This is a genomic window from Streptomyces sp. NBC_00252 (assembly GCF_036187565.1).
Taxonomy (GTDB): Bacteria; Actinomycetota; Actinomycetes; order Streptomycetales; family Streptomycetaceae; genus Streptomyces.
Map to the genome: position 1 here is coordinate 7,063,842 of NZ_CP108087.1, position 22,286 is coordinate 7,086,127.

Here is a 22,286-nt window from a genome sequence, read left to right on the forward strand (position 1 = left end):
ACTATTCCGATGCTTCGGCGTACTAACGAATCCTTGACCGTCCCATGAATATCTGACGTGACATCAGGTCTGGCCATCCACTGGAACGTGTTCTAATCTCGCCCGCCATGAAGGCCTATGTCGCAGGCGTCGGGATGACCAGGTTCGAGAAGCCGGAGACCCGGGAGTGGCAGTACTGGGACATGGTCCGGGAGGCCGGGACCGCCGCCCTCGCGGACGCCGGGATCTCCTACGACGACGTAGAACAGGTTCCTGTCGGCTACTGCTTCCAGCCCTCCACCGCCGGCCAGCGCGCCGCGTATGAGCTAGGTCTCACCGGCATCCCCGTCTACAACGTCAACAACAACTGCGCCACCGGCTCGACCGCGCTGATGCTGGCCCGGCAGCTGGTGGAGGGCGGGGCCGCCGACTGCGTCCTCGCGCTGGGCTTCGAGAAGATGAAGAGGGGCTCGCTCGGCGGCGGCGGAGCGGAGGGCGGCGACTTCGCCACGTCCCCCGTCGCCCGGCACTACGGCGTCATGGCCGCCCGCCACGGCTTCGAGATGACCCCGCCCACCGCCCAGATCTTCGGCGACGCGGCCCGCGAGCACATGGAGAAGTACGGCACGACGGAGGCGCAGCTCGCTGCCGTCGCCGCGAAGAACCACCGGCACTCCGCGCACAATCCGTACGCCCAGTTCCGTGACGTGTACGACGTCGACGACATCCTGGCGGCACGGGTGGTGCATCGGCCGCTGACGAAGCTGCAGTGCTCGCCGACGTCGGACGGGGCGGCTGCGGCGGTCGTGGTGTCGGAGCGGTTCGCGGAGGAGCGGGGGTTGGGGGCGGCTTCGCTTGTCGAGATCGTTGCCCAGGCGATGACCACCGACACGGAGGAGTCCTTCGCGGCCGGTTCCTGCATCGACGTCGTCGGGCAGCCGATGTCCCGGGCCGCCGCCCGCCAGGTCTACGAACGGTCAGGGCTCGGCATCGAGGACGTGGACGTCGTGGAACTCCACGACTGCTTCTCGGTCAACGAGCTGCTGACGTACGAGGCGCTCGGCATGTGCGCGCCGGGGGAGTCCGGGAAGCTCGTCGAGTCCGGGGCGACGACGTACGGCGGGCGGTGGGTCGTGAACCCGTCCGGCGGGCTGATCTCCAAGGGGCATCCGCTGGGGGCCACCGGAATCGCTCAAGTCGCCGAGCTGGTGTGGCAGTTGAGGGGGACGGCGGAGGAGCGGCAGGTGCCCGGGGCCGAGGTGGGGCTTGCGCACAACATCGGGTTGGGCGGGGCGGCTGTGGTGACGATGTTGCGGGCGGTGCGAGGCGGATAGCGGTTGGCGGGTGGGGGCGGCGGGGGCGTCGTTTGATTCGGTGAGGGTGGTTACGGAGGAGTAAGGGGAGCTGCGCTGCGTGTGGTGTGCGGGTGGCGGTTGGTCGGTCGGCGCGATCCTGTGGCGGGCAGTTGAGGGTGCGAGCGTCTGCAGGGATGCTGCTCGCCGGTCGATGGGCGCGGCGCTGCCCGACCTGACCTCCCCCCCCCCGCCAACGACGTAGCGATAACCGCGCAAGGCGGAGCCCCGGAAAACGGTTCGCTGCCCGCGTGGCGCTCTGGCACGGTGGCGCACTATGACGAACGTCGAGTTGGTGACCGCCGCGGAGTTGCGGCTCATGCAGGGGCTGGCGCAGCGCGTCACCGCGACCCGTCCCGTGCTGGTGAACGCCGATGCGACGTTCGGCGAGCTGGCGTGGACCTGGGGCAAGGGGCAGGGCGACGGCAAGGGGAGGCCGTGTCGGCTGTGGTTCGCGGGTGGGGAGTTGGTGGCTTGGGGCTGGGCCCGGCTTCCGCGGCAGGTGCGGCGGAACGACGGTTCGGTGAAGGACCTCACCGACGCCTGCGTCACCTACCAGGTTCACCCCGACCACGCCGAACTGATCGACGAGGTGATCGACTGGTACGACGCCACCGCGCCGGGCATCGACCACACGGTGGTTGCGAATGCCGCCGACGAGTTCGCCCTGACCCGCTGGGCGGCACACGGTTACGAGCCCGACCCGGCCTCGCTCGGGGACATGGGTTTCTGGACCCAGCTCAACGAACGGGACCTCACCGACGTGGAGCCCGCGGTACTGCCGGAAGGCTTCCGCTTCCGTACCGCCGCCGAGGCCGGCCCGGAGGCCGCGGTCCAGGCCCACTTGGACGCCTGGGCCCCCTCGGCCTACACGGCCGAGAACTACGAGGGCGTCCGCGGAACCCCGGGCTACCGAGCCGACCTGCACTTCCTGGTGGAGGCCCCGGACGGCACGATGGCGGCCTCGACCATCATGTGGCTCGACGAGGCGAACAACACCGTCGAGTTCGAACCGGTCGGCGCGCACCCGGCATACCGACGCCTGGGCCTGACAAGGTCGATGCTCCTCCATGGAATGAACCAGGCCCGAGCATCCGGCGCCACCCAGGCAACAGTCGCCTGCCTGGGCGCCCCGGGCCACCCCAAGGCCCGCGCTCTGTACTACGGCCTCGGCTTCCGAGAGCTGTCACGGGACGCGCCGCTCATCAAGTCCGGGGGTGCGGGCTGAGGGTGGCCGTCCGGGTCTGTGGCTCACCTGCCTCCGCATCGGCAGATCAGCCACCTCGCCCTGGTGGACCAAGTCCTCGCCCCCGGTGGTTACTTCGGGCTGACCGCCAGAAGAGGGGGCCTACAGCCAGCCCTGTTGGCGGGCCTCTCGCATGGCCTCCATGCGGTTGCGGGTGCCTGTCTTGCCGATCGCTGACGAGAGGTAGTTGCGGACCGTCGACTCGGACAGGTGGAGTTGCGTCGCGATGTCGGAGACCGTCGCGCCGTCCACCGAGGCCTTGAGGACGTCGCACTCGCGGGCGGTGAGCGGGTTCGGGCCGGCGCTCAGTGCGGCGGCGGCCAGCGCCGGGTCGATGACCGTCTCGCCGGTCAGGACGCGGCGGATCGCGGCGGCCAGGTCCTCCACGGGGCCGTCCTTCACCAGGAAGCCCGCCGCGCCCGCCTCCATCGCCCGGCGCAGATAACCGGGGCGGCCGAACGTCGTGAGGATCAACACCCGGCAGTCCGGGGCCTGTTCGCGGAGTTCGGCGGCGGCGTCGAGGCCGCTCATGCCGGGGAGTTCGATGTCGAGGAGGGCGACGTCGGGGCGGTGGGTCAGGGCGGCGTCGACGATCGTGTCACCCCGTCCGACCTGCGCGACGACCTCGAGATCCGCCTCCATCCCGAGCAGCAGGGCGAGCGCGCCGCGCATCATGCCCTGGTCCTCGGCGAGCAGCACTCTGACGGACTTGGCGGGCCGGTGGTCCCGGGGCATCTCATCCACGGGGCAAGACTAAGGCCCAGGGCGGTTGTCAAAAACTCTTCATTGTTCGCGTCCGTGAGTCTTGACGGTCCCCGGCCGCGGGCAAACAATCGCCTCGGCATTCCGCAATCACCCCTGGAATTCCCGTACCGAGCCGTTTCCGGAAACCTTTCGACAATCTTTCGGCAGTTCGACATTTCGATCGCGAATGGGTTCGGTATTTCGATCGAACAGCGTCTGGTATTTCGACCAACCGTCCCTGACGGCCTGCCCGCATCACCCACCCGCACCACCTGCCCGTACCACCCACCCGCACCGCCCACCCACAACAGAATGAGGTGCACCGTGTTACCGCGATTCCTCCGCACCCGGCCGCGCCGGCTGAGAAACGTCACCCTCGCCGCCCTGTCCGCGCTCGTCACCGTCCTCGCGCTGGCCGTCGGCGTGCCGCAGGCGTCGGCCGCCGGGTCGCTGCCGTGCGACATCTACGCCACCGCCGGCACCCCCTGCGTCGCCGCGCACAGTCTCGTCCGGGCGCTCTACTCGTCGTACAACGGCTCGCTCTACCAGGTGCAGCGGGCCTCCGACGGCGCCACCGCGAACATCGGCCTGCTGACGGCCGGGGGGTATGCCAACGCGGCGGCGCAGGACTCGTTCTGTTCGGGTACGACGTGCATCATCACGAAGATCTACGACCAGTCCGCGCGCCACAACGACCTCACGGTCGAGGGTGCGGGCGGGGCCGGCGCGGCCGATGTCGGGGCGCCCGCCGACGCGCTGCCGGTGACGGTCGGCGGGCATCAGGTCTACGGCCTGGAGATCTCGGCCGGTATGGGCTACCGCGACAACTCGACCTCGGGCGTGGCCACGAACGGCGCCGCCGAGGGGATGTACATGGTGACCTCGGGCACGCACGTCAACGGCAGCTGCTGCTTCGACTACGGCAACGCGGAGACGAACAACAAGGACACCGGCAACGGCCACATGGACGCGATCAACTTCGGTACGGAGTGCTGGTTCTCGCCCTGCTACGGCGGCGGCCCCTGGGTGCAGGCCGACCTGGAGAACGGGCTGTTCCAGTCGGACTCCGGGTACAGCAAGAACACCGCGAACACCGGCACCGGAGCGATACCGTTCGTCACCGCTTTGCTGAAAAACAACGGTCAGGACCATTTCGCGCTGAAATACGGAAACGCGCAGTCGGGGAGTCTCACGACCAGCTATTCCGGGGGCGAACCCACCACGAGCGGTTACTCGCCCATGCACCAGGAGGGCGCGATCGTCCTCGGCACCGGCGGGGACAACAGCAACGGCTCCATCGGCTCGTTCTTCGAGGGCGTCATGACCGCCGGCATCCCGACCGACGCGGCCGACAACTCCGTACAGGCGAACATCGTGTCCGTCGGCTACGGCGGCTCGACCGGCACCACCGGGACGCTCGCGGCCGGTTCGGAGATCTCGCTGCGGGCGACCACCTCGTGCTGCACCGCCGACTACATCCGCCACCAGAACAACGCGGCGGTCCTCTCGGCGATCACGTCGAGCAGCGCGGCGCTCGACAAGGGCGACGCCACCTGGATCGTCCGCCGGGGCCTCGCCAACAGCTCCTGCTACTCGTTCGAGTCGCGGAACTATCCCGGTGACTTCCTGCGCCACTACAACTACCAGCTCTACCGCCAACCCATGGTCGGCACCGCCCAGTTCAGACAGGACGCCACGTTCTGCGCCTCGACCGGGAAGAGCGGCACGGGCACCTCGTTCGCGTCGTACAACTACCCGACCAGATATCTCCGGCACTACAACTACAACGTCTACATCGCGAGCGACGGCGGCTCGAATGCCTTCGACAGCGCCACCTCGTGGACGGACGACGTGAGTTGGGCCGTCACGGCTCCCTGGGCGCCGTAGCGAGGGCCGATGCTCCAGCCGCAGCTGCCGTCGTGGTCACGAAGGGCGACGTCAACTCCGTTGCCTCCACCGGGAGTTCGGCGGTGACCGTGAAGCCGCCGCGCGGCGACGGGCCGGCCCGCAAGGAGCCGCCCGCCGTCGCGAGGCGTTCGGTCAAGCCCTTCAAGCCGGTTCCGCCGATGCCCTCGGTGGGGGCGGTCGCCGGGGAGTCCCCGGTGCCGGGTCCGTCGTCCGCGACCGTCAGCCGGACCCGGTCCAGGATGCCGTCGACGGTGATCTCGCAGCGCGTCGCCCCGCTGTGCCGTACGGCGTTGGTGACCGCCTCGCGGACCACCCAGCCGAGCAGGGCCTCGTTCTGCGGGGTCAGCGGCGGCCCCGACTGGCGGACCACCGGGTCGATGTCGGCGGCGGTCAGGGCCGAGCGGGCGCGGTCGAGTTCGGTGGCGAGACTGCCCTCGCGGTAGCCGGTGACCGCCTCGCGGATCTCGGTGAGCGCCTGCCGGCCGACGGCCTCGATGTCGGTGATCTGGCCGAGTGCGGCGTCCATGTCCCGGGGTGCGAGCCGCCGGGCCGCCTCCGACTTCACCACGATCACCGACAGGGTGTGCCCGAGCAGGTCGTGCAGGTCGCGGGAGAACCGCATCCGTTCCTTCTCGACCGCCCGGCGGGCCAACTCCTCGCGGGCGGCGCGCAGTTCGCGCACGGCCTCGGAGAGGGAGAGGATCGCCGCGGTCACCATCGTGGACAGGAACGTGCCGTACGCGATGTTGATGGCGTCCGTGCCCGCCCGGACACCGGAGACGACACCCGCCAGCACGGCCAGTGCGATGCCGGTCTTGCCGAGCCACGGGCCGCGCAGCACGGCGCCGGTGGCGAGGCCGAGCAGCGGGAAGAAGTACAGCCAGCTGCCGCCGTAGCCCACGGCGAGACCGCAGGTGATCACGCACATCACGCCGAGCGCCACGCGGGTCGAGACCGCCTCGCGCTTGTCCTTCACGAAGGCGCGGAAGACGACGTAGATGTAGAGGGAGTTGAAGAGGAACAGGCCCAGGGCGCCGATCCAGGGGTTGGCGGTCTTGCCCTGGAGGAGGTTGGAGAAGGAGCCCATTCCCATCAGCAGCCACGGCAGCAGCGCGAAGCCGGTGGGCGGCGGACCGGGCTGGTCGGGCATCTTCCCGCCGGTCCTGCGGGCCTCCTTCTCGGCGGCCTTGTACCGCTCCATGTCGGTCTTCCAGTCGGCCCGCGCCGCCCGCCAGGCGCGTAGCTGGCAGGTGATCCCTCGCGTCCAGTGCATCTCTCTCGCTCCCCCGGTCACACGGTCCGCCCCGTCCGGCGGTACGCCAGAACAGCGTACGAACCGAACGCGAGCAGCCAAGCCGTCAGTACCGCGATCGCGCCGAGTGCCGGGGCGTGCCCGTCGGCGACGGAGGTGCCGATCTCGGCGAAGCGGTTGGTCGGGGTGTAGTGGGAGATCGAGCGCAGCCAGCCGGGGAACAGGCTGATCGGGAACCACAGGCCGCCGACCACCGCGAGCCCCATCGTGCAGGCCATGTTCGCGACGCCGGTGGTCTGGGAGGTGAGTCCGTAGCCGTTGCCGAGGCCGAGCAGGGTGAAGGGGATCGAGCCGAGCCACAGCAGCAGCGCGATGGCCGCCCACTGCCAGGCGTCCAGCCGTACGCCGTTCACCAGACCGCCCGCCGCGAGCACCGCGACGATCGCGGGCAGCACGGTCACCGAACCGGTCAGCGCCCGGCCGACGACGACCTGCCGCGGGGTCATCGGGGTCACCCGCAGCTGCCGCAGCCAGCCGATCGCCCGGTCCTCGGCGACCCCGCCGCCGGTGTTGAGGGCGGAGCCGACGGCGCCGTAGGCGGCCATGCCGACCATCGCCGTGGCCTTGTAGCCGCTGTCGTCGCCGCTGAGGTTCGTGAACAGCAGGTACATCATCACGGGCATCGCGATCCCGCCGATGACGAAGCCGACGTCGCGCAGGGTCCGGCGTACTTCGAGGCGCAGGTAGTCGATCATCGGACGGTCTCCGTCTCGGGGGAGGTGGGGAAGGTGCACTTCGGGGAGGAAGGGGCCGCAAGGGCGGCCGCGCGGCCGGTCACCGGGCCGAGCCCGTGTGCGGTCCGGCTGCCTGTGAGCCGTGGGCGACCGCACATCACACGGTCTCCAGTTCGGGTTCGGGCTCGGGTTCGAGTTCGTGGGACGTCAGGGTGAGGAACGCGTCGTCGAGGGAGGCCGGGCTGACCTCCAGGCCGCGGATCGCGTCGCGGGCGGCGAGGGCGATCACGGTCGCGTCCGAGTCGTCGGTGCGCAGCAGCGCGCGGTCGCCGCGCACTTCGAGGGACCGTACGCCGGGCAGCAGGGCCAGGTCGTCGGTGGCGCGGCCGGCCAGGTCGAAGGAGACGAGGCTGCCGCCGGCCGCCCGCTTGAGCTGCTCGCCGGTGCCGTCCGCGACGATCCGGCCGCGGTCGATGACGACGATCCGGTCGGCGTGCGCGTCCGCCTCCTCCAGGTAGTGCGTGGAGAACAGCACGGTGTGCCCGCGCCGGGCATACGCCCGCATCGACTGCCAGAACGCGTGCCGCGCCTCCACGTCCAGCGCCGCGGTCGGCTCGTCGAGCACGATCAGCGACGGGTTCCCGGCCAGCGCCACGGCGAACCGCACCCGCTGTGTCTGGCCGCCCGACAGCCGGTCCACCCGCCGCCCCGCCAGGTCGCCGATCCCGGCCAGCTCCAGCGCCTGCGCCACCGGCATCGGCGCCGGGTAGCGCCGCGCGACGAAGCCGACCAGCTCGCCCACGGTGACCCGGGGCACCGCCCGCGCCTCCTGGAGCATCGCCCCGACCAGGCCTTTCCTTACGGCCGACTCCGGGGCGGAGCCGAAGAGTTCGACCGTGCCGGCGTCGGGCGCGTTCAGCCCGAGCAGCAGCGAGATCGTCGTCGACTTGCCCGCGCCGTTGCGGCCCAGCAGCGCGACCGTCTCGCCGCGCCCGATCTCCAGGTCCACCCCGTCCACGGCCCGCACCGCGCCGAAGGTCTTGACCGCCCCCGTGAAGGACACGGCACACCCGGTCCGGTCCGCCGTCCCGCCCGCCGTCCTGACCCCTGCCCCACCTGTCTGTGTCATGGCTACGACGCTACGGATCAGGCCCCCTCGCCCGGCAGATGCGCATGTACGGACTCGGGCATGACAAATGTCCCGGGCGACGACGCCGACACCCACCTGACGCACCGTCAGGAGCCTTCACAAGTACGGGGCGCTCGGCTATACAGAAGGGCGCCGGACTGGAACGCGTTCTAGGTCGGCCCGTGACGACCTCGGTGCGGCCGACGGTGCGGACGGCCGCACCGAGGTCTTCCGCCACCACTGGACAGGAGCCCCATGCCGATCGACGCCGCCAAGGCACTCGCCGCCGAACCCCGCTCGGGAGAGATCTCCTGGAACACCAAGGACGTGCAGCTCTACCACCTCGGCCTCGGCGCGGGCATCCCCGCCACCGACCCCGACGAGCTGCGTTACACCCTGGAGTCCCGGCTGCACGTCCTGCCGAGCTTCGCCACCGTCGCGGGCAATGGCTCGCCCGGCGTCATCAGCGGCCTGTCCATGCCCGGCGTCGAGGTCGACCTCGCCCGCGTCCTGCACGGCGGCCAGTCCCTGCGCCTGCACCGCCCGATCCCGGCCCAGGGCACCGCGACCAGCACCGGCCGCATCGCCGCCGTGTACGACAAGGGCAAGGCGGCCGTCCTCGTCATGCGCACCGAAGTCGCCGACGCCGACGGCCCGTTGTGGACCAACGACGCGCAGATCTTCGTACGGGGAGAGGGCGGCTGGGGCGGCGACCGCGGCCCCTCAGCCCGCCTCGAACCCCCGACGGGCGAGCCCCACAAGGTGGTCGAGCGAGCCGTCCGCGAGGACCAGGCCCTCCTCTACCGCCTCTCCGGCGACTGGAACCCCCTGCACGCCGACCCCGAGTTCGCCAAGCTCGCCGGCTTCGACCGGCCCATCCTGCACGGCCTGTGCACCTACGGCATGACGCTCAAGGCCGTCGTCGACACCCTGCTCGACGGCGACGTGACCCGGGTGCGCTCCTACGACACACGGTTCGCCGGAGTGGTGTTCCCCGGCGAGACGCTGCGGATCCGCATGTGGCGGCAGGGCGAGGCCGACGTGCGGGTCGCGGTGAGCGCGGTGGAGCGGGACGACGCTCCCGTACTCGCCGACACGATCGTCGAACACTCCTGAACCAGGCCGGACTTGAGGGGAGCCGCACCATGCGCGCAGCCGTACTGCACGAGATAGGCCAGGACAAGCTGGAAGTCCTCGACGACATCGAGTCGACGGGGTTCGGACCGGGCAGGGTCAGGATCCGGGTGCGCGCCACGGGGCTGTGCCACTCGGACCTGTCCGCGATGGCGGGCGTACTGCCACAGCCCGCCCCCTTCGTACCCGGGCACGAGGGCGCCGGCGAGATCCTCGAAGTCGGCGACGGCGTAAGCCACTTGAAGGCAGGTGACCGGGTCGTCGTCTGCTGGCTGCCCGCCTGCGGCGCGTGTCCGGCGTGCAAGCGCGGCCAGACCCAGCTGTGCCTGGCCGGGTTCATGAACGCGGGCACCCCCAACTTCAAGCGCCCCGGCGGCGACGTGTTCGGCTTCGCGGGCACCGGCACCTTCGCCGAGGAGGTCGTCGTCGACGCGGGCTGCGCCGTCCCCATCCCCGACGACGTGCCCTTCGACATCGCCGCCCTCATCGGCTGCGGCGTCACCACCGGACTCGGCGCCGCCCTCAACACCGCTGATGTGGCGGCCGGTTCGTCGGTCGCGGTGATCGGCTGCGGGGGCGTCGGCATCTCCGCGATCCAGGGCGCCCGGCTCAAGGGTGCCGCCGAGATCGTCGCCGTCGACCCGGTCGCCTCGCGCCGCGAGTCCGCGCTCAAGTTCGGTGCCACGCGGGCCATTTCGCCGGACGAGCTGCCCGACGCCAAGCAACAGGTCACCGGCGGCGAGGGGTTCGACTACGTCTTCGAGGTCGTCGGCCGCTCCGCCACCGCCCGCACCGCCTACGAGAACACCCGCCGCGGCGGCACGCTCGTCGTCGTCGGCGCGGGCGCCCTCGACGACTACCTCCAACTCAGCATGTTCGAGCTGTTCTTCGACGAGAAGCGCATCCTGCCCTCGATGTACGGCGGGGGAGACGTGCTGCGTTCCTACGAGCGCACCATCGCCCTGTGGCGCGCGGGCCGGGTCGACCTGGAGAGCCTGATCACCCACCGCGTCCCGCTGGCCGACATCAACGAGGCCCTCGACCAGATGCGCCAGGGGACGGCCCTGCGCACGTGCATCGAGATCTGAGCCCCGGGATCCGAGACCGGGATCCGAGGGCGCCCTTCCACCGAAAGGACCTTGATGTCACTGCCACTTGAGGGCCTCTCCGCGATCGTCACCGGCGCCGGACGCGGGCTCGGCCGGGCCGAGGCACTGGAGCTCGGCCGGCTCGGCGCGGCCGTCGTCGTCAACGACTACGGGCAGCCGGGCCGGGACGGCTCGGGGGCGGCCTCCGCCGGTCCCGCCGAGGAGGTCGCCGCCGAGATCCGGGATGCGGGCGGCCGGGCCACCGCCCACACCGGGGACGTCGCCGACTTCCAACAGGCCTCGGAACTGGTCGAGTTGGCGGTGGCTGAGTTCGGAAGGCTCGACATCCTCGTCAACAACGCGGGCATCCTGCGCGACCGCATGGTCTTCTCCATGACCGAGGGCGAGTGGGACGCGGTGATCCGGGTCCACCTCAAGGGCCACTTCAACACGACCCATTTCGCAGCCCGGCACTGGCGCGAGCGGTCCAAGGCGAGCGGCGCGCCGGTGTACGGGCGGATCGTGAACACCTCGTCCGAGGCCTACCTCGCGGGCTCGGCCGGACAGCCCAACTACGCGGCGGCGAAAGGCGGGATCGTCGGCCTCACCACCTCCACCGCCCTCGCCCTGGCCAAGTACGGCGTGACCGCGAACGCCATCTGCCCGCGTGCCCGCACCCGGATGACCGAGGACGTCTTCGCCGGGTTCGGGGAGGACGGCGACGGCCTCGACCCGCTCGCGCCCGAGCATGTCGCCCCGCTCGTCGGCTACTTGGCCTCACCCGCCGCCGCCCGCATCAACGGCCAGCTCCTCGTCGTCCACGGCGGCATGGTCGCGATCGTCGAACGCCCGCACGTCCAGGCCAAGTTCGACAGCAAGCAGGGCCTCTTCAGCTACGACGAGCTGGACGCCGTACTCACTCCGCACTACGCGGAGCGGCCGGACGGTGAGACGTTCGCGGCGGCGGAGGTGCTCGGGCTCAAGCGGGACCACGACCGGTAGGACACGGGAACGCGGCGGCCCCGCCCGTCGGTTGACGGGCGGGGCCGGGTCGTGCGAAGCGGCGCATGGCGCCTGACGTGGCGTCAGACAGCCGCGTACCGGGACTGTTCGGCCTGCTCGGACGGCTTGCGGTGCCGGCCGTGGGCGGCCGACTCGCTCTCCTGGACCGAGACCGGACCCCGGTGCTTGCCGTGGCCGGAGGCCTCCTGCGTGTCGGCAGACATGGTCTGCGCGCTGTTCGTGTCGCTCATCGGATACTTCACCCCGTAGAAACATGATCCTTCATACAGCCCGGCGATCTTATCCAGCCGTTCCCGGGGTGACGCGAGGCGGATCGCCGTCCGGAACGACTTCGTTACCGAGCCGCGCCACTTCGTTACCCGACCGCCACCCGGCCTTTGAGCGGTGCCTCCCGCAACGGCACCGGACGCGGGGCCGCCGGCACCGGAGGATCCGGCGGTGACGGCCGCGACGGAGCGGGTGCGGCCTCCCCAGGCGCACCCCCCGTCCCGTCCCCGACCGGATCCCCCGGGCGTGTTTCCCCCGTTCCCCCCAGTGCCCCGGGGATCCCCCCGGACCCCGGGCCCCCGTTCTCCCCCGCCCCCCTGGGCACCGCGAACCGCGCCACCCCGCACGGCACCTCCCGTGTGGTGTACGGCAGTCGCAGCACCCCGTCCTCGGTCCACAGCCCGGTGCCCGTCAACCAGCCCTCGGGCGCCGGGAGTTGGAGCAGCTGCCGGTCGGCGGGCCGCCAGACGGCGAACCAGGTGCCGGCCGGTCCGTCGACGCGCAGCGCCACCCCGCAGTTCTCCGGCATCAGCACCTGCCCCGGCTGGATCGCGAACGGCGTCACCGTGCAGTCCGGCAGCCGCAGGCACTCCGGGAACCGCACCGGCAGCGTGGACCCGACGACCCCCCACCCGAGCCGTTCCCCCCGCCCGGGTGCCGGCGCGTCCGAGCCGATCAGCAGCAGCCCGCTGTCGGGGTCGGCCGCGAGCAGCCGGTCGTCGCTGTCCGCGGCGATCTGCAGCAGCGGCGACACCTCCCCGTCCCGCTCCAGGTCGACCACGATCGCCTTGGTCCGCCCCCCGACCTCCCGGTCCAGCGCCAGCATCCGCCCGGCCCGGTCCAGCCAGACCCCGCCCGAACAGCGCCCCGGGACCATCGCGAGATGCTCCGGCCCGAACGCCCCGCCCGCCACCAGCCACACCGCCGTGGAGCGCCGGCCCACGGCGAGGGCGTACGCCTTCTCGCCCCCCGGCGCCGGCGGCAGCAGCCGCAGCCGGGTGTCCGGGTCCGGGCACTCGACCGCGCCGAGCGGCAGCTCACCGGTGCCCGGGCCGGTCGGGTAGAGCAGCGAGAACGCGTGCCGCCCGTCGACCAGCCGCCGGATGAGCACCCGCCCGTCGCCCATCGGCTGCACCTCGGTGCCGGGCTCCTCCGGCTGGTTGCCGGGCAGCGGCACGGCGTACGGCTCGGGGCCGTCCAGCGTCCACCGCTCCGGGAACAGACAGTCGCCGGCCGGGGCGAGACGGGCGGCGTACGACCCGTCCGCGGTGATCGCACACTGGGTGCCATCGATCCGCGGGTCCCCGCACTCGTCGCCGTTCTCGTCCGCCGCCGTGGGCTCGATCGCACAGGCCGTCATGGTTCGGTCACCTCCGGCGACGAAACTAGTTTTCGCACGTACGGGCGTGGGACCGATGAGCAGCCTCATCATCCATAAGGGTGGCCAAGTAACGATTCGCCTGAGGAAACCGGGGCGGGTGTGCTGAACGGTGGCGTAGGCCCTCATACGACCGCTTCAGCGGTTCAGCCGCCCAGCCCGGCCAGGTAGCCTTTCCCCGTGCCCCGTCAGTCCGTACCCCGCCTGTCCGAAGTCATTGCCGCGCTGGAGAACCTGTGGCCCGCCGAGCGGGCCGAGTCCTGGGACGCGGTCGGCACCGTCGTGGGCGACCCGGACCAGGACGTCACACGCGTGCTGTTCGCCGTCGACCCGGTCCAGGAGATCGTCGACGAGGCGGTGAAGCTGGGCGCCGACCTGCTGGTCACCCACCACCCGCTCTATCTGCGCGGTACGACCACGGTCGCGGCCTCCACGTTCAAGGGCCGCGTGGTGCACACCCTGATCAAGCACGACATCGCCCTGCACGTCGCCCACACCAACGCCGACCGCGCCGACCCGGGAGTCTCCGACGCGCTCGCGGGCGCGCTGGACCTCAGGGTCGTAGGACCGCTCGTACCCGACCCGACCGATCCGGAGGGCCGCCGGGGCCTGGGCCGGATCTGCGAGCTGGACCACCCGCTGACCGTCCGCGACCTCGCGGCCCGCGCCGCCGAGCGGCTGCCCGCGACCGCGCAGGGCATCCGCGTCGCCGGCGACCCTGACGCCCTGGTCCGCCGGATCGTGGTCAGCGGCGGCTCCGGCGACAGCCTCTTCGACGACGTACGAGCGGCAGGCGCAGACGCCTTCCTCACCGCGGACCTCCGCCACCACCCGGTGTCGGAGGCCCGCGCCCACAGTCCTCTCGCGCTGCTCGACGCGGCGCACTGGGCCACCGAGTGGCCCTGGTGCGAGCTGGCCGCCGCCCAGCTCGACGAGATCTCCGACCGCGAGGGATGGGACCTCAGGGTCCATGTCTCCAAGACGGTCACCGACCCCTGGACCGCCCACGCGGCGTCCGCCACCACACCAGACTCAATGGGAGCCCCCAACTGAACGCCGCGCCCGCCGACCAGATCCGACTTCTCGACGTCCAGGCCCTCGACGTACGCCTCTCGCAGCTCGCGCACAAGCGCAACTCCCTGCCGGAGCACGCCGAGATCGACTCGCTGACCAAGGACCTCACCCAGCTGCGCGACCTGCTCGTGGCCGTGCAGACCGAGGAGAGCGACTGCGCCCGCGAGCAGACCAAGGCCGAGCAGGACGTGGACCAGGTGCGCCAGCGCGCCACCCGCGACCAGCAGCGCCTCGACTCCGGCGCCGTCACCTCGCCCAAGGACCTGGAGAACCTCCAGCGCGAGATCGTCTCCCTCGCCAAGCGCCAGGGCGACCTGGAGGACATCGTCCTGGAGGTCATGGAGCGCCGTGAGTCCGCGCAGGAGCGCACCGCCGAACTGACCGAGCGGGTCGGTTCCGTGCAGGGCAAGATCGACGACGCGACCGCCCGCCGCGAGGCCGCCTACGAGACCCTCGACGCGGAGGAGGCCACCGCCGAGAAGGAGCGCGAGGTCGTCTCGGCGACGATCCCCGCGGACCTCCTCAAGCTCTACGACAAGCTCCGCCAGCAGCAGGGCGGCATCGGCGCGGCCAAGCTCTACCAGCGCACCTGCCAGGGCTGCCGCCAGGAGCTGGCCATCACCGACATCAACGAGATCCGCGCGGCGGCCCCCGATACGGTGGTCCGCTGCGAGAACTGCCGCCGCATCCTGGTGCGCACGTCCGAGTCCGGCCTGTAAGGAGCGTTCGCCGTGCGGGAGTTCATCGTCGAGGCGGACGGCGGTTCCCGGGGCAACCCGGGTCCCGCGGGCTACGGCTCCGTGGTCATCGACGCGACGACGGGGGAGACCCTGGCGGAGGCGGCCGAGTACATCGGCATCGCCACGAACAACGTCGCCGAGTACCGGGGCCTGGTCGCCGGCCTCCGCACGGCCCACGCCCTGGACCCCGCCGCGTCCGTCCACGTCCGCATGGACTCCAAGCTGGTCGTGGAGCAGATGTCGGGCCGCTGGAAGATCAAACACCCCGACATGAAGCCCCTGGCAGCAGAGGCGTCCACGATCTTCCCCCCGGACCGGGTGACCTACGAGTGGATCCCCCGAGAGAAGAACAAACACGCGGACCGCCTGGCCAACGAGGCGATGGACGCGGGCAAACGCGGCGAACAGTGGTCGGCGTCGGAGTCAAAAGCGGAACTTCTGAGTGCAGGCTCAGGCGAGGCATTTAAGGGGCGCGGGGAACTGCGCGACCAGCCCCCACCGACCGCAACGGTGACGACTACCGCAAAAGCCACAGCCGACACCCGCGCAGCCCGCAACGTGGCGACCCCCAGCGCGGGTTGGGCCCCCGCGGACATGGGCGCCCCCGCAACCTTCGTCCTCCTCCGCCACGGCGAAACCCCCCTGACCCCCCAGAAACGCTTCTCAGGCAGCGGCGGCACCAACCCCTCCCTCTCCACCGCAGGAAAAGACCAGGCGCAGCGAGCCGCAACCGCGCTGGCAGCCCGTGGCACGATCCAGCACATCATCGCCTCCCCCCTCACCCGCACAAGGGAAACCGCCGCGGCCGTAGCGGAGCGCCTCGGCCTGGACGTGACGATCGAAGAGGGCCTGCGCGAAACGGACTTCGGCGCCTGGGAAGGCCTCACCTTCGGCGAGGTACGCGAGCGTTACCCCGAGGACCTGACCACCTGGCTGGCCGACCCCACCGCCCGACCCACCGGCGGAGGCGAGAGTTTCGCGGACACGGCAACCCGAATCGCCGCCACGCGGGACAAGCTGACGGCGGCCTACGCGGGCCGCACCGTTCTCCTCGTCACCCACGTCACCCCGATCAAGACGTTCGTCCAACTCGCCCTGGGCGCCCCGCCGGAGTCCCTGTTCCGCATGGAACTCTCCGCCGCCTCGATCTCCGCGGTGGCGTACTACACCGACGGCAACGCGAGCGTACGACTCTTCAACGACACGTCCCACCTACGCTGAGCGCAGCGCGGCCGCCTCGCGGGCCAGCCCCTCGACCCGCGCCCAGTCCCGCGCGGCCACCGCATCCGCGGGGATCATCCAACTTCCGCCCACACAGCCGACGTTGGGCAACGCCAGATAGTCGGGCGCGGAGTCGACCCCTATCCCGCCGGTGGGACAGAACCGCGCCTGCGGCAACGGCCCGGCCAGCGACCTGAGATACGCCGTACCGCCCGCGGCCTGCGCCGGGAAGAACTTCATCTCCCGCACCCCGCGCTCCAACAGCGCGACGACTTCGGACGTGGTCGACACCCCCGGCAGGAACGGCACCCCGGACCCCTGCATCGCCTCCAGCAGCAGTTCGGTCCACCCGGGACTCACCAGGAACCGCGCCCCCGCCGCCACGCACTCCTTCACCTGCCCCGGAGTCACCACGGTCCCGGCCCCGACCACGGCCTCCGGCACCTCACCCGCGATGGCCCGCAGGGCGTCCAGCGCGACCGGCGTCCGCAGGGTCACCTCGATGGCGGGCAACCCGCCCGCCACCAGCGCCCGCGCGAGCGGCACCGCGTCGGCGACGTCCTCGATGACGACGACGGGCAGCACGGGAGCGAGACCGAGCAGGGAGAAGGAGGGCGACGCCGGGGAAGACGAGGAAGACATGGCCTCATCCTGCCGACCCGATGCACCACACGCAAAGCCCATTGCGCATGCTGCAACGCGCGCTCCCGGTGTCGAGGCACCCCCCCGCTCAGTGAATCTCGTCCACCAGCACATCCAGCGCCCAGGCCCGCCCGGCCTGCGAGGGTGCCTCCGCCTCCACCACGTACCCCAGGTCCCGCAACGCCTCCACCAGCTCCGCAGGCGTCCCCGGCGCTCCCGCCGACGTCAGCAGACTCCGTACGATCCGCCCCTTCGTCGCCTTGTTGAAGTGGCTGACGACCTTCCGCGTCGGCGCGTGCAGCACCCGTACGGTCGCCGTCCGCCCCGCGACCTCGCCCTTCGGCTTCCACGCCGCCGCGTACGCCGCCGACCGCAGGTCGAGGACCAGCCCGTCCCCGGCGATCTCCGGCAGCACCGCCGCCATCGGGGCCCGCCAGTGCGTGCCCAACGCGCCGAGCCCGGGCAGCCGTACCCCCATCGAGCAGCGGTACGACGGAATCCGGTCCGTCACCCGCACCGCGCCCCACAGCCCGGAGAACACGAGCAGCGAGCGCGCGGCACGCCTCTTCGCAGCGGTGTCCAGCGAGGCCAGGTCGAGGGCGTCGTAGAGGACGCCCGTGTAGATCTCCCCGGCGGGCCGCGCGCCGGCCGTGCGCAGGTCGACGTTCTTCGCGATCTCGCCGCGCAGTCCCTCGCTGAGGCCGAGGACCTCACGTGCCTTGTCCTCGTCGGCGGCGCACAGGTCGACGAGTTCGTCGAGTACGGCCGCGCGGGCCCCGGTGAGTCCCGGCAGCGACAGCGACTCCGGCTTGAGGGGGGCACCGCGGCCGGAGGAGGCCTTGCCTTCGGAAGGAGGCAGCAGGACGAGCACGGCGGGTTTCTCCTTAGGGAACTTCTGGCTTACGTGGGGGGCCTGCGCCAGCGTAAAGGGTGCGGGCGGGCGGATTGTGCCTACGCTCGTGTCATGCCCAGCCGCCGTATCCGGGTGACCGGCACCCCCGAAGCCCCGCTCCGCGCCGCCCTCACCGCGCTCCGTACCGAACTGGGCGTGCCCGAGAGCTTCCCGCCGGAGGTGCTCGCGGAGGCGGAAGCCGCCGCCAAGGCCCCGCCGCCGGCCGCCGAGGACGCCACCGGCATCCCCTTCTTCACCGTCGACCCGCCCACGTCGATGGACCTGGACCAGGCGATGCACCTGTCCCGTAGGGGGAGCGGTTTCCGGGTCCGGTACGCCATCGCGGACGTCGCCGCCTTCGTGGTCCCGGGCGGCGCGCTGGACGCGGAGGCCCACCGGCGGGTCACCACCCTCTACTTCCCCGACGAGAAGACCCCGCTGCACCCGCCGCTGCTGAGCGAGGGCGCCGCGAGTCTGCTGCCGGACGTGACGCGGCCCGCGGTGCTGTGGACGCTCGACCTGGACGCGGACGGCCGTACGGTCGCCGTCGACGTCCGACGGGCGCTGGTCCGCAGCCGGGCCAAGCTCGACTACGCGACCGTGCAGCGGCGGATCGACACCGGCACCGCCGAGGAACCCCTCGCGCTGCTCAAGGACATCGGCGAGGCGCGCGAACGCCTGGAGGTCGAGCGCGGCGGCATCTCGCTCAACGTGCCCGAGCAGGAGATCGTCGAGCGCGACCACACCTACGAACTCGGCTACCGGGCCCCGCTCCCCGCCGACGGCTGGAACGCGCAGATCTCCCTCCTCACCGGCATGGCCGCCGCCGATCTGATGCTCGCGCACGGCACCGGTGTCCTGCGCACCCTCCCCACGGCCCCGGACGGTGCGGTGGGCCGCCTCCACCGCACCGTGCACGCGCTGCACATCGACTGGCCGCACCACATGTCGTACGCCGAACTCATCCGCTCCCTCGACCCGCACCTCCCGCACCACGCGGCCTTCCTCCAGGAGTGCACGACCCTGCTGCGCGGCGCCGGCTACACGGTCTTCCGCGACGGCAACCTCCCGCCCGTCACCACCCACGCGGCGGTCGCCGCCCCCTACACCCACTGCACGGCGCCCCTACGGCGGCTGGTCGACCGCTACGCCGCCGAACTCTGCCTCGCTCCCGGCGCGCCACCCGCCTGGGTCCTCGCCGGACTCGACGCGCTCCCCAAGCAGATGGCCGACGGCAACCGCCTCGCGGGCACCGTCGAGCGCGAGTGCCTCGACATCGTCGAGGCGGCCCTCCTGAAGGACCGCGTCGGCGACCTCTTCGACGGCTACGTGGTGGACGTCGAGGAACGCCAACCCACCGTGGGAAAGGTCCAGTTGGACACCCCGGCCGTGGTCGCCCGGCTCGAGGGCGGCACGACTCCGCTGCCCCTGGGCGAACGGCTGCGCGTCCGTCTCACCCAGGCGGACCCGGGGACGTCGAAGGTACGGTTCGCGCCCGCCTGACCTCCTCCACCAGCGGCCGAAGGGTCGTGACGAGGGCGTCGGCGTCGTCCGCGTGGAAGCGCACGGTGCTCACCTCCCGCTGTCGGCCGAGGAACGTGAAGTGCGTGACGGGCTCGGACAGTTGGAGGGTGATGGTGGTCTGCGAGCCCACGGGGAGGGCGAGTTCACCCGCGGCCGGGGTGTGGGTCATGCGCAACTCCCGCCCTACGGACGCCACTTGGGCCAGCGGTATGCGCAGGTCGACCTGGGCGCCCCGGCGGACGCGGAGCGCGTCCGGTTCCAGGACGTGCGGGCGGACCACGGTCGCGGCGTGCAGGCCGAGCAGGAACACGACGGTGTAGACGTCCAGGGCGAGCACCACATGGTGGGTCCGCGGCCAGTCCCGCAGCAGTACGGACATGCACAGCGACTCGATGACGCACACGAACACCAGCCCGGCCGTCATCGCCCCCTGCCCCCGCGCATACCCGAACGCCCGCCCGCCGTCGGTCAGTTGGGCCCGGGTGAGCCACAGCGCCAGGCTCGCCAGCAGCCGCAGCTCGTGCCGCAGGAGTGCGCCCGCGGTTCTCACGGCCGCCCCCGGGTGGCGATCCGCAGCGCCCGGCGGATCGCCGCGGCCTGGGCCGGGGCGAAGTCCGCGTAGAAAGCGCGCAGGAAGCCGGTGTTGTGGTCGACGGGTTCCGCCTCGGCGAGCAGCGCGGCGGGGATGCAGGCGGCGAGGGCGCGGGCCGCCGCGTCCACCCGCGGGTCGGCCGGGTCGACGGGGTGCTCGGGGTCGGCGAGGGCGTCGAGCAGCGCGTACGCCTCGTGCGCCCGGACCACCGCGTCCGGTGTCGCGAGGGCACTGCCCATCACGTCCATGATCCGCGCCCGCTCCTCCGGGGCCGCCACGGTGTCGAGCAGGGCGAGCATCTGGCGGTCCTTGGCGGCCATCGGTGAGTCCGGAGCGGGGGCCGAGACATGGGTCAACTCCGCGAACAGCGCGGTGAGTTCGGGGGAGTGGGGTGCTTCGCCGGTCAGCTCGCCCGCGTCCAGCAGGGTGCGCAGCCGGGCCCGGCGCTCGCGGATCGCGGACTCCTGCCGGGCGAGGTCCTCGTCGAGTTCGGTGAGCACCTCGACGAGGTCCCGGCCCGCGTCGTCCGCGAGCACGTCCCGCACCTCGGGCAGGCCGAGGCCCAGCTCGGTGAGCCGCCGGATCCGGGCGAGGACGACGGCATGGCGCAGGCCGTAGTCGCGATAGCCGTTGCCGAGTCGCTCGGGTTCCGGCAGCAGGCCCAGGTGGTGGTAGTGCCGGACGGTCCGCGTGGTGACGCCGACGGTCGCGGCGAGTTCTCCGATCCGCATGGGACCAGTACAGACGCTGACGTTACGGCAGGGTCAAGCGCTGGCCGGCGCGCCGAACCACAGGTGCAGCGCGTCCGAGGGGTCGTCCTCGGTGCCGTCCGTGTCCGCCGCCCACGCGGTGATCCCGTCCGGGCGGACCAACAGCCCTGCGAGTTCCGGGTGGTGGGCGCAGGTGGTGGTCAGGACGTCCACCAGACCCTCGTAACCGGCCGCGCGGGCGCGGAGCTTCGGGTCGTCGGTGAGGTCGAGGAGCAGGGCGCGGCCGGTGTGGAGGTGGTCGCCCAGGCGGGTGCCGTCGGCGAGTTCGAGGTCGGGGGCGCTGCGGCCGGTCAGGGGGTGGTCGCCGGGGAGGTCGTAGCGCTGCCAGGCGCCGGAGATCCGCTTGACGAAGTACGTCGTGCCGTCGGACGTGTTCGCGAGGTCGGAGATCACCCCGCGCAGGGCACGGGCGTGCGCGTCGGGGCGCATCACCGCGATCTGGGAGCGGGTCCAGTCGAGCACCCAGGCGCCGATCGGATGCCGTTCGGCGGTGTAGGTGTCGAGGAGTCCGACGGGCGCCCGCCCGCTGACGACCAGGGCGAGCTTCCAGCCGAGGTTCATCGCGTCGCCGACGCCGAGGTTGAGACCCTGTCCGCCGAACGGCGAGTGGACATGCGCCGCGTCGCCCGCGAGCAGCACCCGGCCCGCGCGATAGGTGTCCGCCTGACGGCAGTTGTCGGTGAACCGGGTCGCCGTGCGCAGGGCGTGCACGGTGACGTCGACGCCGGTCACCCGGCGCACGCTGGCCTGCAACTCCTCGGTGGTGACCGGGGATTGACGGTCGGCGGGCGGCCCGTCGAACTCGATGGAGACCATCCGTCCCGGCATCGGGCCGTAGGTGTACATCCCGGTGGCGGTGGCGTTCCAGCCGTGCTTCAGCCCCTCGGTGCCGGTCAGGTCGGCGAGCGCCTGGTAGCCGGTGATCTCCGGTGCGGTGCCCGGGAACGGGATGCCGGCGAGCTTGCGCACGCGGCTGCGCCCGCCGTCGCAGCCGACCAGCCAGCCCGCGCGAACGGCCTGCGGTGCCGAGCCGTCCGTAGGAGCGAGATGGACGGTCACGTCGTCGTCGTCGGCGTCGAAGCCGGCCAGCTCGACCTGCCTGCGCACCTCGACGCCGAGTTCGTCCGCGCGCCGGCCGAGCAGCCGCTCCAGCGGGGCCTGCGGGACGAACCGGCCGACCTCGCCGGGCGGGCCGACCTCGGCGAAGGCCGGGTCGGACGTGTCGAGGAGATCGGCCCGCAGGGTGATCCCGGCGAAGTGCCCGGCGGACTTCGGCGGCGGGGCGGCGCCCTCACGGCTCTGGGCCCGCAGGAACTCCTTCATGCTGTTCGCCGTCTCGGTCTGCACCTCGGTGAGCGCGGGCAGCAGCCCCCGCCGGTAGAGGGAGACGGCGGTGAGGGTGTTGATCCCGCCCGCCTTGATGGTCTCGTCCACCCCGGCCAGCCGCTCCGCGACCAGCACGCGGGCCCCGCCGAGCCGCAGCTCACAGGCGAGCAGCAGCCCGATGGGCCCGGCTCCGGCGATGACGACGTCGTAGTCCGTGTCAGTGTTCATGCCGTAAGTGTAGTCACTAAAAAATTATGTTGGCTACACTGTT

At 71.7% G+C, this 22,286-nt stretch carries 21 protein-coding genes; 10 read left to right on the top strand and 11 right to left on the bottom strand.

Annotation, left to right across the window (positions count from 1 at the left end):
- Positions 1-107 precede the first annotated feature (107 nt).
- Positions 108-1,313: a lipid-transfer protein gene (locus OHT77_RS31305; protein WP_328831758.1), complete on the top strand. Its 1,206-nt coding sequence runs from the start codon at positions 108-110 to the stop codon at positions 1,311-1,313.
- 295 nt (positions 1,314-1,608) lie between these two features.
- The gene (locus OHT77_RS31310) at positions 1,609-2,559 is read left to right on the top strand and encodes a GNAT family N-acetyltransferase (RefSeq protein WP_328831759.1); all 951 of its coding nucleotides are present in this window, start codon (positions 1,609-1,611) and stop codon (positions 2,557-2,559) included.
- A 120-nt stretch (positions 2,560-2,679) separates the two neighbouring features.
- Here the strand turns inward: OHT77_RS31310 and OHT77_RS31315 are convergent, their stop codons facing one another.
- Positions 2,680-3,312, bottom strand: a complete 633-nt coding sequence (locus OHT77_RS31315; protein WP_266776328.1) for a response regulator transcription factor — start codon at positions 3,310-3,312, stop codon at positions 2,680-2,682.
- 321 nt (positions 3,313-3,633) lie between these two features.
- On the opposite strand from OHT77_RS31315, the gene OHT77_RS31320 reads away from it, so the two are divergent.
- Entirely contained in the window at positions 3,634-5,208 is a 1,575-nt protein-coding gene (locus OHT77_RS31320) for an alpha-L-arabinofuranosidase B (RefSeq protein ID WP_443048165.1), read from the top strand.
- Here OHT77_RS31320 and OHT77_RS31325 read toward each other — a convergent pair.
- The 3 genes from OHT77_RS31325 to OHT77_RS31335 form a co-directional block, all read right to left on the bottom strand.
- A complete protein-coding gene (locus OHT77_RS31325) occupies positions 5,186-6,502 on the bottom strand; it encodes a sensor histidine kinase (protein WP_328831761.1) in 1,317 nt (438 codons plus the stop codon). The two genes, OHT77_RS31320 and OHT77_RS31325, sit on opposite strands and share 23 nt — an antisense overlap.
- A 17-nt stretch (positions 6,503-6,519) precedes the next feature.
- Complete coding sequence (locus OHT77_RS31330) at positions 6,520-7,236, bottom strand: ABC transporter permease (RefSeq protein ID WP_328831763.1); 717 nt, start codon at positions 7,234-7,236, stop codon at positions 6,520-6,522.
- 136 nt (positions 7,237-7,372) lie between these two features.
- The gene (locus tag OHT77_RS31335; protein ID WP_328834402.1) at positions 7,373-8,278 is read right to left on the bottom strand and encodes an ABC transporter ATP-binding protein; all 906 of its coding nucleotides are present in this window, start codon (positions 8,276-8,278) and stop codon (positions 7,373-7,375) included.
- Positions 8,279-8,599: 321 nt separating this feature from the next.
- Here OHT77_RS31335 and OHT77_RS31340 point away from each other — a divergent pair, with 321 nt between their 5' ends.
- From OHT77_RS31340 to OHT77_RS31350, 3 genes are read left to right on the top strand one after another with little or no spacing between them, the layout of a single operon-like run.
- Positions 8,600-9,460, top strand: coding sequence for a MaoC/PaaZ C-terminal domain-containing protein (locus OHT77_RS31340; RefSeq protein WP_328831764.1), 861 nt, complete (start codon positions 8,600-8,602; stop codon positions 9,458-9,460).
- Between the two features lie 29 nt (positions 9,461-9,489).
- On the top strand, positions 9,490-10,566 hold the full coding sequence (locus OHT77_RS31345) for a Zn-dependent alcohol dehydrogenase (protein ID WP_328831766.1): 1,077 nt from the start codon (positions 9,490-9,492) through the stop codon (positions 10,564-10,566).
- Positions 10,567-10,620: 54 nt separating this feature from the next.
- Positions 10,621-11,568 (top strand): 3-oxoacyl-ACP reductase, encoded by a 948-nt coding sequence (locus OHT77_RS31350; protein ID WP_328831767.1) that lies wholly within the window; start codon positions 10,621-10,623, stop codon positions 11,566-11,568.
- 83 nt (positions 11,569-11,651) lie between these two features.
- Here the strand turns inward: OHT77_RS31350 and OHT77_RS31355 are convergent, their stop codons facing one another.
- Together OHT77_RS31355 and OHT77_RS31360 are read right to left on the bottom strand one after the other, a co-directional pair.
- A complete protein-coding gene (locus tag OHT77_RS31355) occupies positions 11,652-11,819 on the bottom strand; it encodes a hypothetical protein (protein WP_266768132.1) in 168 nt (55 codons plus the stop codon).
- A gap of 125 nt (positions 11,820-11,944) precedes the next feature.
- Complete coding sequence (locus tag OHT77_RS31360) at positions 11,945-13,216, bottom strand: hypothetical protein (protein WP_328831768.1); 1,272 nt, start codon at positions 13,214-13,216, stop codon at positions 11,945-11,947.
- A gap of 198 nt (positions 13,217-13,414) precedes the next feature.
- Here OHT77_RS31360 and OHT77_RS31365 point away from each other — a divergent pair, with 198 nt between their 5' ends.
- Genes OHT77_RS31365 through OHT77_RS31375 form a run of 3 tightly spaced genes read left to right on the top strand, consistent with a single transcriptional unit; the run spans position 13,415 to position 16,269 of the window.
- Positions 13,415-14,287 carry a Nif3-like dinuclear metal center hexameric protein gene (locus OHT77_RS31365; protein ID WP_328831769.1) on the top strand — a complete coding sequence of 291 codons (873 nt, stop codon included), beginning with the start codon at positions 13,415-13,417 and terminating at the stop codon, positions 14,285-14,287.
- Positions 14,284-15,027, top strand: a complete 744-nt coding sequence (locus tag OHT77_RS31370; RefSeq protein ID WP_328834403.1) for a zinc ribbon domain-containing protein — start codon at positions 14,284-14,286, stop codon at positions 15,025-15,027. The genes OHT77_RS31365 and OHT77_RS31370 overlap by 4 nt, the downstream gene beginning before the upstream one ends.
- Positions 15,028-15,039: 12 nt before the next feature.
- Positions 15,040-16,269: a bifunctional RNase H/acid phosphatase gene (locus OHT77_RS31375; RefSeq protein WP_328831770.1), complete on the top strand. Its 1,230-nt coding sequence runs from the start codon at positions 15,040-15,042 to the stop codon at positions 16,267-16,269.
- Here the strand turns inward: OHT77_RS31375 and OHT77_RS31380 are convergent.
- Positions 16,261-16,911, bottom strand: coding sequence for a bifunctional 4-hydroxy-2-oxoglutarate aldolase/2-dehydro-3-deoxy-phosphogluconate aldolase (locus OHT77_RS31380; protein ID WP_328831771.1), 651 nt, complete (start codon positions 16,909-16,911; stop codon positions 16,261-16,263). The genes OHT77_RS31375 and OHT77_RS31380 overlap by 9 nt on opposite strands.
- Positions 16,912-16,999: 88 nt before the next feature.
- A complete protein-coding gene (gene yaaA / locus OHT77_RS31385; RefSeq protein WP_328831772.1) occupies positions 17,000-17,782 on the bottom strand; it encodes a peroxide stress protein YaaA in 783 nt (260 codons plus the stop codon).
- A gap of 93 nt (positions 17,783-17,875) precedes the next feature.
- Between yaaA and OHT77_RS31390 the strand changes: the two genes are divergently transcribed.
- A complete protein-coding gene (locus OHT77_RS31390) occupies positions 17,876-19,306 on the top strand; it encodes an RNB domain-containing ribonuclease (RefSeq protein WP_328831773.1) in 1,431 nt (476 codons plus the stop codon).
- Here OHT77_RS31390 and OHT77_RS31395 read toward each other — a convergent pair.
- The 3 genes from OHT77_RS31395 to OHT77_RS31405 are packed head-to-tail and all read right to left on the bottom strand — an operon-like array spanning position 19,257 to position 22,243.
- A complete protein-coding gene (locus tag OHT77_RS31395; protein WP_328831774.1) occupies positions 19,257-19,877 on the bottom strand; it encodes a hypothetical protein in 621 nt (206 codons plus the stop codon). The two genes, OHT77_RS31390 and OHT77_RS31395, sit on opposite strands and share 50 nt — an antisense overlap.
- On the bottom strand, positions 19,874-20,650 hold the full coding sequence (locus OHT77_RS31400; RefSeq protein WP_328831775.1) for a MerR family transcriptional regulator: 777 nt from the start codon (positions 20,648-20,650) through the stop codon (positions 19,874-19,876). The genes OHT77_RS31395 and OHT77_RS31400 overlap by 4 nt, the downstream gene beginning before the upstream one ends.
- Before the next feature lie 33 nt (positions 20,651-20,683).
- Positions 20,684-22,243, bottom strand: coding sequence for an FAD-dependent monooxygenase (locus OHT77_RS31405; protein WP_328831776.1), 1,560 nt, complete (start codon positions 22,241-22,243; stop codon positions 20,684-20,686).
- Positions 22,244-22,286 lie beyond the last annotated feature (43 nt).

Coding starts and splice junctions, on each gene's coding strand:
- OHT77_RS31305 (WP_328831758.1), top strand. CDS start 108: ATGAAGGCCTATGTCGCAGGCGTCGGGATGACCAGGTTCGAGAAGCCG.
- OHT77_RS31310 (WP_328831759.1), top strand. CDS start 1,609: ATGACGAACGTCGAGTTGGTGACCGCCGCGGAGTTGCGGCTCATGCAG.
- OHT77_RS31315 (WP_266776328.1), bottom strand. CDS start 3,312: ATGCCCCGGGACCACCGGCCCGCCAAGTCCGTCAGAGTGCTGCTCGCC.
- OHT77_RS31320 (WP_443048165.1), top strand. CDS start 3,634: ATGAGGTGCACCGTGTTACCGCGATTCCTCCGCACCCGGCCGCGCCGG.
- OHT77_RS31325 (WP_328831761.1), bottom strand. CDS start 6,502: ATGCACTGGACGCGAGGGATCACCTGCCAGCTACGCGCCTGGCGGGCG.
- OHT77_RS31330 (WP_328831763.1), bottom strand. CDS start 7,236: ATGATCGACTACCTGCGCCTCGAAGTACGCCGGACCCTGCGCGACGTC.
- OHT77_RS31340 (WP_328831764.1), top strand. CDS start 8,600: ATGCCGATCGACGCCGCCAAGGCACTCGCCGCCGAACCCCGCTCGGGA.
- OHT77_RS31345 (WP_328831766.1), top strand. CDS start 9,490: ATGCGCGCAGCCGTACTGCACGAGATAGGCCAGGACAAGCTGGAAGTC.
- OHT77_RS31350 (WP_328831767.1), top strand. CDS start 10,621: ATGTCACTGCCACTTGAGGGCCTCTCCGCGATCGTCACCGGCGCCGGA.
- OHT77_RS31355 (WP_266768132.1), bottom strand. CDS start 11,819: ATGAGCGACACGAACAGCGCGCAGACCATGTCTGCCGACACGCAGGAG.
- OHT77_RS31360 (WP_328831768.1), bottom strand. CDS start 13,216: ATGACGGCCTGTGCGATCGAGCCCACGGCGGCGGACGAGAACGGCGAC.
- OHT77_RS31380 (WP_328831771.1), bottom strand. CDS start 16,911: ATGTCTTCCTCGTCTTCCCCGGCGTCGCCCTCCTTCTCCCTGCTCGGT.
- OHT77_RS31390 (WP_328831773.1), top strand. CDS start 17,876: ATGCCCAGCCGCCGTATCCGGGTGACCGGCACCCCCGAAGCCCCGCTC.
- OHT77_RS31400 (WP_328831775.1), bottom strand. CDS start 20,650: ATGCGGATCGGAGAACTCGCCGCGACCGTCGGCGTCACCACGCGGACC.
- OHT77_RS31405 (WP_328831776.1), bottom strand. CDS start 22,243: ATGAACACTGACACGGACTACGACGTCGTCATCGCCGGAGCCGGGCCC.